This window comes from Leptolyngbya sp. AN02str (assembly GCF_050565595.1).
Classification (GTDB): Bacteria; Cyanobacteriota; Cyanobacteriia; order Elainellales; family Elainellaceae; genus Kaiparowitsia.
In genome coordinates, this window is record NZ_JBNXVR010000005.1 from 26,358 (window position 1) to 39,679 (window position 13,322).

General features: G+C 51.2%; 17 protein-coding genes. 3 read left to right on the forward strand and 14 right to left on the reverse strand.

Annotated features, from left to right (window positions below; all coding sequences use genetic code 11):
• Positions 1 to 139: 139 nt before the first annotated feature.
• Both zwf and opcA read left to right on the forward strand, forming a co-directional pair.
• Positions 140 to 1,669 (forward strand): glucose-6-phosphate dehydrogenase, encoded by a 1,530-nt coding sequence (gene zwf, locus ACQ4M4_RS05160; RefSeq protein WP_430683402.1) that lies wholly within the window; start codon positions 140 to 142, stop codon positions 1,667 to 1,669.
• Between the two features lie 81 nt (positions 1,670 to 1,750).
• The gene (gene opcA / locus ACQ4M4_RS05165) at positions 1,751 to 3,082 is read left to right on the forward strand and encodes a glucose-6-phosphate dehydrogenase assembly protein OpcA (protein WP_430683403.1); all 1,332 of its coding nucleotides are present in this window, start codon (positions 1,751 to 1,753) and stop codon (positions 3,080 to 3,082) included.
• A gap of 555 nt (positions 3,083 to 3,637) precedes the next feature.
• Here the strand turns inward: opcA and ACQ4M4_RS05170 are convergent.
• The 11 genes from ACQ4M4_RS05170 to ACQ4M4_RS05220 form a co-directional block, all read right to left on the reverse strand.
• Positions 3,638 to 4,030: a hypothetical protein gene (locus ACQ4M4_RS05170; protein ID WP_430683404.1), complete on the reverse strand. Its 393-nt coding sequence runs from the start codon at positions 4,028 to 4,030 to the stop codon at positions 3,638 to 3,640.
• Positions 4,031 to 4,813 (reverse strand): hypothetical protein, encoded by a 783-nt coding sequence (locus ACQ4M4_RS05175; protein WP_430683405.1) that lies wholly within the window; start codon positions 4,811 to 4,813, stop codon positions 4,031 to 4,033.
• On the reverse strand, positions 4,779 to 5,033 hold the full coding sequence (locus ACQ4M4_RS05180; RefSeq protein ID WP_430683406.1) for a hypothetical protein: 255 nt from the start codon (positions 5,031 to 5,033) through the stop codon (positions 4,779 to 4,781). Before ACQ4M4_RS05180 ends, ACQ4M4_RS05175 begins: the two co-directional genes overlap by 35 nt.
• Complete coding sequence (locus ACQ4M4_RS05185) at positions 5,033 to 5,617, reverse strand: hypothetical protein (protein ID WP_430683407.1); 585 nt, start codon at positions 5,615 to 5,617, stop codon at positions 5,033 to 5,035. Before ACQ4M4_RS05185 ends, ACQ4M4_RS05180 begins: the two co-directional genes overlap by 1 nt.
• Positions 5,618 to 5,667: 50 nt before the next feature.
• Positions 5,668 to 6,006: a hypothetical protein gene (locus ACQ4M4_RS05190; RefSeq protein ID WP_430683408.1), complete on the reverse strand. Its 339-nt coding sequence runs from the start codon at positions 6,004 to 6,006 to the stop codon at positions 5,668 to 5,670.
• Between the two features lie 153 nt (positions 6,007 to 6,159).
• Positions 6,160 to 6,366: a hypothetical protein gene (locus tag ACQ4M4_RS05195; RefSeq protein WP_430683409.1), complete on the reverse strand. Its 207-nt coding sequence runs from the start codon at positions 6,364 to 6,366 to the stop codon at positions 6,160 to 6,162.
• Positions 6,363 to 7,859: a hypothetical protein gene (locus ACQ4M4_RS05200; RefSeq protein ID WP_430683410.1), complete on the reverse strand. Its 1,497-nt coding sequence runs from the start codon at positions 7,857 to 7,859 to the stop codon at positions 6,363 to 6,365. Before ACQ4M4_RS05200 ends, ACQ4M4_RS05195 begins: the two co-directional genes overlap by 4 nt.
• 2 nt (positions 7,860 to 7,861) lie before the next feature.
• Positions 7,862 to 10,459 carry a hypothetical protein gene (locus ACQ4M4_RS05205; protein WP_430683411.1) on the reverse strand — a complete coding sequence of 866 codons (2,598 nt, stop codon included), beginning with the start codon at positions 10,457 to 10,459 and terminating at the stop codon, positions 7,862 to 7,864.
• A complete protein-coding gene (locus ACQ4M4_RS05210; protein ID WP_430683412.1) occupies positions 10,459 to 10,767 on the reverse strand; it encodes a hypothetical protein in 309 nt (102 codons plus the stop codon). Before ACQ4M4_RS05210 ends, ACQ4M4_RS05205 begins: the two co-directional genes overlap by 1 nt.
• Positions 10,768 to 10,798: 31 nt before the next feature.
• Positions 10,799 to 11,329: a hypothetical protein gene (locus ACQ4M4_RS05215; RefSeq protein ID WP_430683413.1), complete on the reverse strand. Its 531-nt coding sequence runs from the start codon at positions 11,327 to 11,329 to the stop codon at positions 10,799 to 10,801.
• Positions 11,330 to 11,340: 11 nt separating this feature from the next.
• On the reverse strand, positions 11,341 to 11,658 hold the full coding sequence (locus ACQ4M4_RS05220) for a hypothetical protein (RefSeq protein ID WP_430683414.1): 318 nt from the start codon (positions 11,656 to 11,658) through the stop codon (positions 11,341 to 11,343).
• Between the two features lie 137 nt (positions 11,659 to 11,795).
• On the opposite strand from ACQ4M4_RS05220, the gene ACQ4M4_RS05225 reads away from it, so the two are divergent.
• Positions 11,796 to 11,951 carry a helix-turn-helix domain-containing protein gene (locus tag ACQ4M4_RS05225; RefSeq protein ID WP_430683415.1) on the forward strand — a complete coding sequence of 52 codons (156 nt, stop codon included), beginning with the start codon at positions 11,796 to 11,798 and terminating at the stop codon, positions 11,949 to 11,951.
• 53 nt (positions 11,952 to 12,004) lie between these two features.
• Here the strand turns inward: ACQ4M4_RS05225 and ACQ4M4_RS05230 are convergent, their stop codons facing one another.
• Genes ACQ4M4_RS05230 through ACQ4M4_RS05240 form a run of 3 tightly spaced genes read right to left on the reverse strand, consistent with a single transcriptional unit; the run spans position 12,005 to position 13,206 of the window.
• A complete protein-coding gene (locus tag ACQ4M4_RS05230; protein ID WP_430683416.1) occupies positions 12,005 to 12,514 on the reverse strand; it encodes a hypothetical protein in 510 nt (169 codons plus the stop codon).
• Positions 12,514 to 12,870, reverse strand: coding sequence for a hypothetical protein (locus ACQ4M4_RS05235; RefSeq protein WP_430683417.1), 357 nt, complete (start codon positions 12,868 to 12,870; stop codon positions 12,514 to 12,516). Before ACQ4M4_RS05235 ends, ACQ4M4_RS05230 begins: the two co-directional genes overlap by 1 nt.
• A complete protein-coding gene (locus tag ACQ4M4_RS05240) occupies positions 12,871 to 13,206 on the reverse strand; it encodes a hypothetical protein (protein WP_430683418.1) in 336 nt (111 codons plus the stop codon).
• Positions 13,207 to 13,322 lie beyond the last annotated feature (116 nt).

Here is a 13,322-nt window from a genome sequence, read left to right on the forward strand (position 1 = left end):
GGCACATCTCCAACCCCACCACCCACAGTAAAAGGAAAGGGGAAACGTAAAAACAAAACCAGCAGTTTGCCCCCTGCTCACCGTTTTCCCTTACCCTTTTCTCATACTTCCGCCGACCTCCCCCACTTGCACATCGCTTATGGTATCCCTCCTCGAAAACCCCCTCCGGATTGGCCTTCAGCAAGATCGCATTCCCGAGCCGCAAATTCTCGTCATCTTTGGAGCCACAGGCGATCTCACGCAGCGCAAACTGGTTCCAGCCCTGTATCAAATGAAGCTAGAGCGACGGCTCCCCCCCGAACTCACTATTGTGGGGGTGGCTCGCCGCGACTGGAGTACCGAATTCTTTCGCGAACACATGCGCCAGGGTGTCGAAGAATTTGGCGGTGGCCTCCGCAGCGACGAAATTTGGGAAGACTTTGCCCGTGGGCTTTTCTATTGCCCTGGCGACATCGATAACGCCGAAAGCTACCAACAGCTCAAAGCCTTTTTGGACGAACTGGATGGCTTGCGGGGCACCCGTGGCAATCGCGTCTTCTATCTCTCCGTTGCGCCCCGGTTCTTTGGTGAAGCTACCCAGCAATTGGGTGCCGTCGGCATGTTAGAAGACCCGCGCAAGCACCGCCTCATCATCGAAAAACCCTTTGGCAAAGACCTCACCTCGGCCCAAATCCTGAACCAGGTGGTGCAGCAGGTTTGCGACGAATCGCAAATCTACCGGATTGACCACTACCTGGGCAAAGAAACGGTTCAAAACCTATTGGTATTTCGGTTTGCCAATGCCATTTTTGAACCGTTGTGGAACCGCCAGTTTGTTGACCATGTGCAAATCACGGTGGCCGAAACGGTTGGGCTTGAGGGTCGCGCAGGCTACTACGAAACTTCGGGAGCGCTGCGCGACATGGTGCAAAACCACATCATGCAGCTGTTTTGCTTGACCGCCATGGAAGCGCCCAACTCGCTCGATGCCAACAGCATTCGCAACGAAAAGGTAAAAGTGCTGCAAGCAACGCACCTGGCCGATCTCGAACGGCTTGATCTGTCGGCGGTGCGCGGCCAATACACCGAAGGCTGGATGAAAGGCCAGGCTGTTCCTGGATATCGCCAAGAAGAGGGAGCCAGCCTCACCTCCACCACCCATACCTATGCTGCGATCAAGCTCACGATTGATAACTGGCGATGGAAAGGCGTTCCCTTCTACCTGCGCACGGGCAAGCGCATGCCCAAAAAGGTGACTGAAATCGCTATCCAATTCAAAGAGGTGCCGTTCCTCATGTTCCAGTCGGCGGCGCGGCAGGCCAATCCCAATGTGCTAGCGTTGCGCATTCAGCCCGATGAAGGCATTTCCATGCGGTTTGATGTGAAAACCCCTGGAACTTCGCTCCGCACCCGCACGGTAGATATGGACTTTCGGTATGACACAGCCTTTGGCCAGCCCAATACTGATGCCTACAGTCGGCTTTTGGTGGATGCCATGCTGGGTGACCAAACGCTGTTCACTCGCGGGGATGAGGTGGAAGCCTCTTGGCGGATTTTGACGCCATTGCTCAATGTGTGGGATGTGCCTGCCGCACCTGAGTCGATTCCCTTTTATGAAGCTGGCACGTGGGGGCCAGTTGAGGCAGAGTTGCTGCTGAATCGAGACAATCGCCGATGGCGTCGTCTTTAATGGTTTGACTTCTCACAGCCATTCCGTTGAGGAGGCTGTAGTTCATGCTTGTATGCTCATACTCTTTATCTCCAAACGCTTATGACAACTCCACTGGTTGCATTACAAAAACCCAAAGATATTTCCCTGAGTGAGATTGAGGCCGAGCTTAGCCAGATTTGGCTCAACCAAGCCGGGGATAATCTATCGCCAGTTGCGACGCGGGCTACCACGTTTAGCATGGTGATTTACGAGCCGGAAGAATTTCAACAGTTTTTGGCAGCATTGGGCTATTACTCTGGCCCGATTGATGGGGTGCATGGCCCAGAAACGAAAGCTGCAGTACGGGCTGCCCAAAAAGCGCTAGACCTAATGGTGACGGGTCGGGTGGATGCCCTCACTCTGCAACGGCTACGGGAAGAGGTAGCAAAATTGCCACCCGAAAAGCTCAAGGTTCCCAATTTGAATATGCGGGGCTTTAGTGTGAGTGATGCGATCGCCGCACAAAATCCTTGCCGCATTATTACCCTTTGCCCCGAAGTGGGAGGCGACGACACCGTAACCGCTCAGGTATCAGCCTATTGCCCCATTCAAAAAAGTGGCATGGCGGCCATGGTGTGCTGCGAGTACATTACGCTGCGCGGTTCCAAATCTGCCATTCACCGCATGGGCGAGCTGGTGTCATCGCTGATGATTCCTAACTTGCCCCGGTTTATGTGGTGGAAAGCTACCCCCAGCCCAGAGCAAGAGCTGTTTCAAACCCTGGCCGAAAATTGCCACTGCATCATTCTCGATTCGAGCTACTACAGTGAGCCCGAGTCGGAATTTGTAACGATGAATCACTTGATTGAGAACGAGACCTTTGTGGCCGATCTCAACTGGCATCGGCTGTCGATTTGGCAAGAGCTGACTGCGGCCGCCTATGACCCGCCCGAACGCCGCGCATCGCTCACGGAAATCGATCGCGTCACGATTGACTATGAAAAGGGCAATGCGGCCCAAGCCCTCATGTTTTTGGGATGGCTTGCCAGTCGGTTGGGATGGGAGCCAACGGCCTATCGACAGCTGAATGATGACTACGATCTAAAACACATTCACTTTAAAGGCGCGAATGGCCGAGTGATTGAGGCGGAACTGGCTGCTATCCCTGTGGCAGATGCTGGGGAAATTATTGGCGACCTGATTGGTTTGCGGTTGGCCTCAACGAATCCCAGTGCGAACTGCGCCACGATTTTGTGTTCTGAGACAACGGGCTGTATGCGGATGGAATCGGGTGGTGGAGCCCAGTTTAGTAAAACAGAGCAGGTTACTGCCATTCCTGACCAAAAAGCCGAGTTTTTGATGGGTCAGCAGCTTCAGCGCTGGGGCCGTGATGTACTCTATGAGGAAAGCCTGGCTGTTGCTGCCAAAATGCTCCAGCTGCGCCAAAAGTAAGTAACCTGAGTTTTGGCGCAGCTGAAGTACCCATTTTGGCATGCGCGTCGCGCAAACTTCAGAAAAAACCTTAACCGAAACTAACGTCAAGTAGAGCTGTCGCTCATCGAGCGTTCCAGCAACAATGATTGGCTTGGCTGAATATCTAATCAAAGCGCCTGACGGGCTAAAGTCGTCAGGCGCTTTGATCGGTTTCTGAGTTTATTAAACTTCTTGGCGGAATCGTTGTAGGACAGAGTTTCGCAACAGCTCAGACCTCAAAAAGCTGTTCGTGCAAGAGGTCTATTTTTCTGAAGTTTTGAAGATGAGAGCGTTGGCGCTGTTAGCAGTACGGAGTGCTGAATTTTATAGGGCCAGGAGGAATTTACTGATTTCAAACACAAACGGTGTGAGAAGAAGATTCTCACACCGTTACCTAGCTTTAGGCTTTGAGTACCCCCAGGGGAATTCGAATCACCACCCCCAAAACTTGAAAGTTCTGTTATGCAATCCTTTCAGAGGATAGGTCTAAGCATTTGCCTAAAATGTGGCCTAAATGTGCCGGGTGATAGTGATTTAATTCCCTGGTTTACCTGAGCTTCTCACGTCGAACGGGGTGGTTTTGCTAAGGAACTGCTCAACCGCACCCAGGCGAGTCCAAATGTTGAGTTCTTCCGCCTTAGTTCGAGACTGCACATGGTCGATGCGCTCTTGCAGTCCGTTATAGGTCAGCAACACCCATTCTTTATGGTGCTCTTGTTCTCGCTTCAAATCTTTCAATGGCTGCAACACCCATTCTTTATGGTGGTCTTGTTCTTTTTTCAACTCTTTCAGTTGATAGCTCAGCTCACGATCGCGAGTGTCTAACGAGCTTTTCAGATTGTGCAGCGAGATAAAAGCCCGAACAAATGCACCCACAATCGCGATCAGCGTGGCAACCAAGCCCACAAGCTCAAAGGTAACAAGCATTTAGGAAACCTTGAAAGTATACATACGCCATGTGCAGCTAAGAGCAACGCTGGCAGATTGGAACGTTAGCAACTCTAGATAATCACCAGCGTTGCAAACTAGCGAAGTTTGAGCGTAGAGATAGCGCGATGCTGACGCAGCGATCTCTATGTTTGGGTTGAGGATTGAACCGTTGCGCCTTATCCAGCCAGCGCGGTTGCCCACTGTATTGGCTACGTAGTTTATTTGCAGTCCTACCAGATATAAACCCGATGCTCCAAGCACGATTCGGCTGGGGTTCTGTGCATCCCCTGTAATTCCGCCGTAGCCTTGCACTCCATTGGTTGCAGCTAAAACCGTATTAGTGTTTGGCTGTACTGTCTCGTTTGTGTTTGAAACGAGTTGAGCACTTGGGCGATCGCCCATCGGTAAAGCTTCAACGCTGACATTGAAAACATTCTGGGCAGGTTCATCATCTTCACCAGTCCATTGCTCAATCAGCACATGATTAAGCCGAGTCCAGTAGGGAGCTGGGAGAAACCGAAAGGCTAACCGTCGATTTTCTGGATACTGCCTGGGTGGTGGCAAGTAGTAGAGATCGCCCTCATCCTTCCCGTATGCCGTCTGAATCCCGAAAAACTCAGGCTCATTTTGATTAATCCAAGCTTGGCCAATTAGGGCACGGCCTGACACGTCATAGCCGATCGCGGGTTGCCAGGTCAGCTTAAAAAATTTGCTAGTTGTCTCGGGTGTCAGCTGCCATTGATAGTCAACATTCAGCAGCGCTAAATATTCCCAACTCATTTTCTTCGGGTTCGAGCGCGTCCAGGCGCTCGTCATACTCCCCACCGTAGAGATATTCGGTCAACTCATCCGGTGTGGCAGGGCGCAAAATTCCATCAGTTGCAGAGGCAACAAAGATAGGTGCTTGATTGATGCGGCTAGCCACCGCCTGCCAATCTGGTGGCAGTGCAGTGGCTAGCGTCTCATCAAACAAGGGGTGACCGGGCAAAATTAGCCCCATCAGATCACCCCGTTATCAACACCACTCCAACCCGCTGGCAGATCATCAAGTTTCTGTGGGTCGATAAAGGTGCTGATCACCTTGTCGGCCTCCACCTTGTAACCTCTGGGCGGTTTTGGAGTCCTTGCACCCCAAACCAAGTCGTTATCAGATGCGCTCGCATCTTGAATGCCAAGATTGGCCCGATCGGCACCGAGGGACAAGTAAGTGTGCACGGGCATTCGCCACGCATACTTAATGCCTCCGAGCGTCACATAAACGGGAAACGAGTTGTTTCCCGCTGTTCCGCGTCGAATTCTGGGACGAGTCAGGCTGTATCCTGCGGTGCGGAGTGCGCTAGCGCTGCCAATGCTGTAATACGAGCTGTCGTTGCCATCGGCGCGTCGGCGCGTTGCTCGGCCTGGTTTGGGTGAGTTTGCCCCAAATACCAAACCTGCGGGCGGGTTTGCTTCGTCTACGGCTGTGTGCCCGCAAGCAGTGCTCACGGCTGCAACCACATTCGTTAGAAACCCATATTTAACCGCCGCGCCCGTGTAGGGTGTCACAAACACTGGTCGGCGAGTATCGTAAACATTTTGAGCCATTTTCGGAAAGCCTCGCTAGTTAAGGGTTAGAGATTAATTCGACCCTATTTCTAGGCTTCGTCGGCCATATCGGTGGCACCAATAGACACATCGAACGTCAGGGTATAGCTACGCCGAACAATGTTGGCGTTTACCCCGGTGGGAGTTCCCAAAGTAACGTTCATGCGAGTTGGGCGATCAGCGGTGGGAATTGCTGTAAAGGACGATTCAACTTTCCGCAGCACTTCATAGGCAACCTTACGACCGTCACCAGTTGCAGCATCTGCCTCAGCAGCTGTTAGCCCGGACAAGTCCGCTAAGGGGATGAAAATTCCTTGGGAAGGGGCTGGGTCAGTGGCATCTAGAAGGTCATAGCCGGGGAACAAATCTGTGGGTTGGATAGCAGGCATAAGAGAAAACTCCTGTCATTTGCTGCAACGCTATCTCAGTCACGGCAAGGCTTTCAACCCCCGGTATTCACCTAGATTGTGATACTGAACCCTATGGGTTTGTTTTTAAGACATAGATTTTTAGATAACAAATTTTAATATTGTTCACTCTGTTTAGATGCGAGACCTTATTAGCTCCTCTCGCTCTCTCAGCAATTGTCGATACACCTGATCTACGGTCATGCCTGTTTCGCGAGAGAGCCGTTGCAGCAGGTTTCCCCGTGGGCGATAGATGTAGGGATGTCCAAAACGCTTGTGAGTGCGAGCGATGGCGCGACGGCTGCAAGTGCTGAGACGACGGTAAAGCGGAGCTTCGGTCATAGTGTGGGGATAAATCCTGGCGGTTCGGTATCTGGCCACAGGTCAATGCGGATCGATTCTTCCTCAAACCGCTGGCCTGTTAGGTCAGTATTCCCCGTTAAGTTTGCTGTGGGCCGTCGAACAAGTAGAGTTGCAAAGGCAGGATACATGCGCTGTGTATCTTTTCTCAGGGCGATGTTCCGATCCTTTTCCTCTGTGACGCTGAGAGTTATTAACTCCCCTGTGCTGAGAAACAGCAGCTCTCGAAGCTTTCGCTCAGCTTCTCCCTCGGATGCCCCATAAACGGCCATTTGTCGCCCGTTATCGAGGTTTGCGGTTGCCCGGTACTTACCCCAGTCATATTGACGCGCTGCGGTCTTTAATTCCTGCCAATTTAGGCCACGTTTGGGCTCTGGGATGGTGTAAGTGCAGGTTTTAACTCTCTCCCCACTTGTGCCCCTCCAAGGTGGCTCTTTCTTAGATTTGAAAACGATCGTAAGTTTCCGGCGCTGCACACCAGCTCGATACCAATCTTCTGCAGGTTGCCCCACGATCGCACCCACATCGCGGTTATGGATGAGCCGATGGGTGCCCAAAATTTGTTGAATTTGGGGTTTAAGAATTTCGGCTTTTCCGCTCAGAATGACAGACTCACCAGGGGTATTCTCGTTAGGGGTGATTTTGACGGCTCTCTCTTTACCCAGCTGGCTTTGCTGGGCATATTTGGCGGCCTGATAGTAATCGTCAATCGCATACTGAACCACATAGCCCGCTTCAATTACCGCCTCTTCAGCCCCTTCTAAAGCGTTTTCAACAAACACTCGTAATCTGGCATCAGGAATGCTTTGAACTTTTTCCTCTACTGCTTCAGCTATTGTCCAGGGTTCTCTCCGCTCCGTTACTGGGGCAAGCCCAAACAACCGCATTCGGCGTAGGGTAAGGAATCCACCCAGAACCAAACTACGAGTGACCGAATTGCCTGCAACTTGAATGAGGCTCATCAGTTGGCCTCTGATTTCTTCGTAGCCCTCTTCTGCCAGTGCCATAAAGACTTTGCCAGCAATGACGGGAAACTTAATCGATAGACCAGCTGCCAGCCCTGCAGAGGCAATCCACACTACGCTAGACCCGGTGAACTGCCCTAATGCTGCAAAGATTTGAAGGTTGTTCGCTTCGATTTGTTGCTCAATGTCACTATCCAGCTGATTGAAGTCGAAGTTAATGATCTCGAAATAGGCATCAACAACCAAATCCCAAAAGTTCCGCAGTAGCCACCCGCCTACAGCGCTAGCCGCTTTTAGCAGAAATCCTCCCAGCCTCTTTGCGATGCTCCAAGCACCATTGAGAAACGATGGGATGATAGACCCGTCGTTATTGTCTGGCTGTGGCTCTGGGCTCGTCAGTGAGGAGAAAATATCGATTGAGCGCTCACCTAAAAAGGTGCGCACCTGGCGCGATTTCAATGCACTTCGAGTTAGAGATATAGCCCCGGTGGCCCAAGCGGGAATCGGCATAGTTAACGGCTCCCTGTGGTGTTGGGTGGGTACTCTTCATCTTTGCGATCGCGTGGCTGAATATTTCTCAGATCGGGCTTGGGTGCCCCTGCATCGCGAGCCCAGCTGCCTTGCGGGTTTTCCAATTGCTCAAGAAACTCGCGCCATTTGCGATCGCTATCGGTTTCAACGTCTGACGGATCAACTTCCAAGTCCTTCCGAATGCCCTCACCGGGCAACTCGTCATCTGAACCTCGAAACGGACGATAGAACGCAGCTTTAATGATTTCAGTTCCAATAATTAGCCGCTTCAAATCACCTTGAAAGTCTGATTTTTCGTCGTACTCTATCTTTTGCCCTTTTAGAGTTCCCGGTTTCAGCGAATCTCGAATATTGTTCGCACCGGGCGTAATGGAGAGTTTCACATCCCGCGATGTTTCCTTGTATCTAAAGCCCAAATAATCGGCAATTGCGCGAGCAAAATCAGCCGAATTTGTCGCGCTCATGTTGGCTCTAATGGCCTCGGTTGTGGCGCTGAAACCAAGCTGGGTTCCAATCTCTGCATCAGCAGCAACGTTGAGCAATAACCCGATGATTTCGGCTTGAGATTCTGCCAAGTTTGGCAAGTCAATAAGCTGGTCTTTTCCTTCCCCATCTTTGTATTTAATTTTGATGGGAAACTCGCCCAAGATGGCATCTAATTGCCGCAATTGCCACTCATGGAAAGTCGCCTGATCTGCAATATTCGCAAGTTTTGGATTGCCTGTGTCTGGGTCGTTTTCCTCTGAAGTTAGGGAATCGGGAACCTCAGCAGGGAAGCGATGTAAGCCTAGTCGGTCATACAACACAGTGAGGTGATGAATGAGGAAAAGTGGCAAACTGCCAGCGTTTTCCTCATATCCTCTATCAAGCGGATCATCAGGATTCTCATCACGCAAAAAACGCTTTGATCGCTCGTAAAACAACGATTGTTCCGGCTGATATTCCCGATAAGGGTTAACCTCATCTTCCTCTCTTTCAAAAAACCACTCGTCACCACCTAAAATTCGATAACTTCTCCAAGCTCTAGAGTCGGCATGTGCAAGCTGTTTTAGTAGCTCTTGAACTGCATTCAGTTGTAAGTGAATGCCTTGCAACCCTTCCCCAGTAAATTGGATGCGTTCATCTTGTAAATTCTCAGGGTTTTTCCATGCGAGTTCAGAGGAAATTGTGTTGGATTGCCGTTGAGATCTCAAGATGTCTAAAACTTCATTGAGCTTTCGATCTAGAAAATTAATCTTTCGCTCTAAAACATCAAATCTAGCTGTGTAATCGGTTGGCTCTGGGCAAGGATCTGGACAAGGATTGCAAGTGTTGGTGCTAGTACCAACCTCGTTGATTCCACCTCGAAACGTGCTGGTAGATGTTTGGGGTGTGGACGATCGCGATGTGGTGCTATTAGGTGAACCAATGAGCTGGGGAATGCCGCCCGGTAATCCAGGGCTGATGCGCGGCTTGGTTGACGGGGATGGACGGCCAAACGGGGTGAGGTTTGGGAATTGAGTTGGGTAAGGAACTCCGCTGGGATTAAAAAATGGGGTTATGCCGGGTCTAGTCCCAGGTGTTGCAGATGGCAAAAAGACGGGTGAAAGTTGCGGGACGAGGATTGGGTTGAACGGGTTTGCCGGGGTCGGTGCAACGGTGGGTTGGGGCGTCGGTGCATTCGGGTCTAGAACGGGGGCATCGGGCTCTGGGAAGTTCTTGATTAGGTCAAAGAACGTATTTTGCGGCGTCAGGTTTGGCACCGTAAACGGGCACGTTAGGCAGATTTCCTCTAAAACTCCATCGGGAGTTTTTCGGGCTCTAGCATAAACGTTGTACCCATCTACCTGGGGAATGATTCGATAGTTTGAGACCGGGCCAAACAGCTCAAAATCGAGAGAAACACCAGCCGAGAAGTAGGAAGGGTCGAAAAAGCGGAGCGTATAGCTACCGTTGGGAACGCCGCCTGTAGGGTGAAGCGGTAAAGGTTGGGGTGTTGAGTCGTCTTCAAAGCTTTTGGATGGGTTGAGAATCTGCAAAATGTTGTCAACATTCTGCCGAATGCGGCCAAAGGCATCGGCAATGTCGGAGACACCTGAAATTGCACCCAGCACAGATACCGCTGGGCCAACGTAGGGGCTAACAGCACGACCCAACCGACCCGCCTGATTTTTGACCGCAGCTGATGCACCCGCGAGCCTACCGCCTACTCCCCGGTTACTGGGCACGCCACCAGGGCGACGTGCTGATGGTGAATTGAAAGCTTGCTGCAATTTCTGCCGTGCCCCGACCTGTGTCCGTGGGGCACTTGCACTTTGGTTGATGGGTGGGCGAACCGCAGCCGGCTGCCCCAAGGTTCTCTCAAGCTGGCCGATCGCCCTGGCCTGGGAGGGTGTAGGAGGGCGAACGGCTGATGCTGCGTGATAGGAATTGCGGAACGAATTAATCGCAGATTGCTGTGTGAAGGCGCTCATAGGGGGAACGCCACCCGTGGCGACAGATGGCGCAATGGGCGGATTGCCAACGGCCCTCGTTGCGGCTTTGGGAATCCCTCTGCGCAACAGAGGGCCAATCGCTCTCAGTGCTCCTGCTCCTGCCATTAGGCGGCCCTATATGCTGCGGGTAGTGGAGTTGCAATGATTGGGGTAACTTGTGCCCAGATTTTTCCAGTCCTGCGCCATTCCCCTCCAACCATGGGGAATGATGTTCGACTTTCCAGCCGCCATCCAGCATTTGGCCCCCGGTAGATTTGCACGGGTGAGCACTGAGCCACAAAATCTACGACACCAATATCGGGCTCATAGGTTAGGTTTCCGGCTAGGTCATTCAAAACAGTTAAACCCCAACACGTTAACTGCTCAACGGTAACGATGTTGGGGGGAAGATCTGATGTGACAAATGCAACCATTTTGGTAGGGAGAGAAACAGCTAATTAAATATTAGTTTGTTTGTTTCTGCTCTCTGTAAAAACACAAGATTAAAGCTGTCAAAAGCCAAATCCACCAAGATTTTTCAATGAAAGGTAAAGATTCATCAATAAAAAGTTGGGCTAGCATCTCTCCGGCCTGTGCATCTGTCTCTGTATACTGCCAAGTGGTCAAATTTGCTTGGCTAAAGAAGGCAAAGACAATAGGTAGCACCGCCACAACTGAAATACAAATATCCGAAAAAAATAGTTTCCATTGCACACGCAACCATTGGGGTGGCCTAGACCACAATAGATTAAGGAACACTTGCCATACTCCCAATAGGAGCGCGAACCAAGCAGCACCAAGCAATAAAAGAACGAACGCAATGAGGTGAAAAATTAGAGCGACTCCTAACCCTTCAAGAATGGGTTGCCCTATCAAAACGGAAATCGTAAGCGTAAGGGCAAATATCTCAATTATCCAAAATAGATACGCGAATACGACTAAGCCAAGGTAGTTCCAGATGCAGAGCTGGCAACCCCTAACAACAGATTTAAACATTACAAAGCCCTCTAGTATCTATCTCTTTCTAGGTCGAATAGTGCTTTTTCTGCACACCATTGATAGGTCTCGCGTGGGTTCCTTTTCTGCACACCTTTGATGAGGCGATAGGCGGCTTGGTGGTCTCCATTCAGCAGTTGAATGAGCTGGTAATGTTCTGCTGAAATGCTGGCTCTACGTGGTTTCTTTTTAGGTTTTGTTTCTGAATAGAATCTTTTTTTAATTTCACCTCGATACAGGTGTGGACGCTTTTGTTTATCGATCTCTTTAGCTAGCAAAAATACTAAAACGATGCCAACGACAAAGAAGACAGAGAGCGCAATCAGCATGGGTAGACTAGGGCTAGAAGAGTTTTTAGCCCGGAAACACCGGGCTTTTCTAATATTTCCCATTCAGGCCCAATGGGGCACAACTGGGGACGAATGGGGCACAACTGGGGACAGGCAGTATTAACGGACACGTCGCTATGCCATTCACACGTAAGGTGACGAAAGATGTTAGAGCCGAGATGAAAAGGTTGGCCGCAGAGGGCAAAACTCGGCTTGAAATCGCTAAGTTGCTAAAGGTTTCTCTAAGCACGGTGCGGACCTACATTGGCTCTGACCAGCCAAGAGAGCACTAAAAAACCCAGGCTTGTGGCCTGGGTGGAGGTTAGCAACGTAGGAGCGCGAAACTTTAGGCGGCTACTAGCTCAAGCTTGGCAACTTGGGCGATGTAGACGGCATCAAATATGGGTGAGGAGCTATCGACGGGGTGAAACACTTTCATGGATGAAACTTTCCACTCGTCGCGCACTGGCTTCATTAAGGTAGTGTCGCCCACCTGTTCGTAGGTTGTGATGGTTTGTGATGGCGGTTCATCATGCATTAACCATTCGTGATTGATGTCGGTTCCACGCTCGGTGAGGTGCACACAGAACGACAGTTTGTGACCATCGCGCAACATGTTATGAGTCCACTCGCTAACATCGTAGGCGGCTTCACCTTCGGGGACGACCAGGGCCACGGCTAACTGCTCATCGTCCAGCTGGTAGGTTTCAACGGCAAAGACTTCCCAAAAGCGATCGCCCCCCATATCTACCAAATCACTATCTGAGATGGGTGCACCCGCATAGTTCTCTATGCAAACGGCTTTCTCTTCACCATTAAGCAGTGATTCACTAATTGGCAGACAGATTGTGAGCATTACCATGCCTCCGTTTCGTAACGTTTGTCTTGAAAAGTTGCGGATTGTGCGTCTGGGCCTTCAAACACGCACAAGGTCGTTAGCACACCACCGCCCAGGTTTGAAGGATTGCGCTTAGTTTTTGTTAGGCGGAGGTTTCTGCCCTGTAGTCTAAATGTTCTCTCCATTTGTTTGCAATGGGCGGCAGATGTGGCCCCGTGCACTTCCTGTTTACCTGGGATGTTGACCTCATCTGGTGCGATGGGGAATGTGTTGGTGGGGGCGGGGGCTTGGGTGATGGTGGGCAGCACCACGATCGCACCCACAGCCAACAAAATGAGCAGTACCGGAGAGGACTTCTTATCTGCACTTTGCATTTAATAAGCCCCCGTTTCAAAATCGATCGCCACAAATGCACCATCTTGAACCGTAATTAGCGCTGCCTCATCGGGTGCCCAGGCGAAGGGCATGCGCACCACGGGGGCGGTGGGTGTGTATCCCCAGGTGAGTGCAATCGGCTGGTTAAAGTTGCCTTCACCATCCAGGCCACCGCCAGCAGTCAACAATTGCTCCAATTCCACTCGGCTTATCGGTACGTGATTTTCAATGTCCGAAGTTACGGACGGCTCGGCACCACCACCGCCGATCGCACTGGGCAGAGCTGCCGCCATGTCGGGCAACGGTGCCGAGCTGGGAAAGGATGACCGGGCCATCGCATCATCTATCGCTGTGGCTATGCCAACACCAGCGCTTAGTAGAATAAGCGCACCAAACATATTCATAATGAAAAAGACCTCCGTTTTGAGTAGTGGGGGTTAGTTGCAGGGCT